The 1,075-nt window shown below is 37.3% G+C and carries 1 protein-coding gene and 1 pseudogene; one reads left to right on the top strand and one right to left on the bottom strand.

Annotation, left to right across the window (positions count from 1 at the left end):
• A pseudogene (locus SINDD18_RS11140) lies at window positions 1-378 on the bottom strand (peptidase M42); the annotation flags it as partial.
• A 132-nt stretch (window positions 379-510) separates the two neighbouring features.
• Between SINDD18_RS11140 and SINDD18_RS00960 the strand changes: the two are divergent.
• Window positions 511-1,047, top strand: a complete 537-nt coding sequence (locus tag SINDD18_RS00960) for a DUF1307 domain-containing protein (protein ID WP_061862763.1) — start codon at window positions 511-513, stop codon at window positions 1,045-1,047.
• The last annotated feature ends 28 nt before the right edge of the window (window positions 1,048-1,075 follow it).

Here is a 1,075-nt window from a genome sequence, read left to right as displayed (position 1 = left end):
CTTGTATACATGACAAGAAGTCTGATGGATCAAAATCGTTCCAGATACCGTTTTACCTGTGCTAGCCACATGAACTGTACAGTTTTCGCCTTCAATCATATTCCAAGGGTAGCCACCAATACGGTCCATTTTAAGACGACCATCTGATTTAACAGCGCGAACGATAGCTCCCAAGGTATCCACATGGGCAGTCACATAACGCTGTTGCTCGTCATTTTTACCTTTGACAGTAACGTTGACACCACCTTTGGCAGTACGGATTGGTTGATAACCTAGTTTTTCAAGAGTCTCAACCAAATAATTCGTAATCTCACGTGTGAAACCAGTTGGTGATGCGATAGCAGTTAGTTCTTTGATATATTCTACAGTTTGATTCATTTCTTCACCTCTTGCTACCATTATATCACTTTTCCCATTTTAGTATGTGTAAAAAGGAAAAACGAATATACTTTGATTGCAAAAGCATTTTATGGTATAACGAAAAAAGTTCTTATGATGAAAGGAAAAAATATGAACAAATATTTCAAAACGACACTTCTCTTAGCCTTACCGTTGGCATTCTTGTTGGGATGTTCAAAACAATCATCAACAACTTCTAACTCCTCAAAAGCAGAGTCAACTGAGGTAAAAACGACTGAAGCTGAAACTACTGAAAAGAAATCCGAACTAAAAACTGTTACTTTTGTAAATGATTCTCAGCCCGGTATTCAGTCAACATTGACCTATACAGTTGATGGTGATAACGTTGTGAAACAAACCGCTCATAACGTCGCTGACCCTGAAGCCCTAAACAATACTGCAGATGATTTAAAAAATCTAATTGAAGAAACCTACAAAGGATACAAGGGACTTAAAGGTGTAACTCTATCAGTTGAGATCAAAGACGGTAAAGTCGTTCAAGATCTTGAAATCGACCTTTCAGTTGCAAGTCTAGATGAACTTAGAAAAGCTTTACCAGAAGAATACTCAGGCGTTGGAAAAAACGTGAGCTTTAAAGCCTCTAAGAAAATGTTAACAGAACATGGTTATAAAGAACAAACTAACTAAGAGTAATTGAAAAAACCTTGGCATAAGG

It is taken from the genome of Streptococcus infantis, from assembly GCF_001579645.1.
Classification (GTDB): Bacteria; Bacillota; Bacilli; order Lactobacillales; family Streptococcaceae; genus Streptococcus; species Streptococcus infantis_E.
Note: the sequence above shows the minus strand (reverse complement) of the source record. Positions and strands in the feature narration are given on the sequence as shown.

What these genes read in the sequence shown, in the direction of transcription:
- SINDD18_RS00960 (WP_061862763.1), top strand. Translation starts at nt 511, where the DNA reads ATGAACAAATATTTCAAAACGACACTTCTCTTAGCCTTACCGTTGGCA.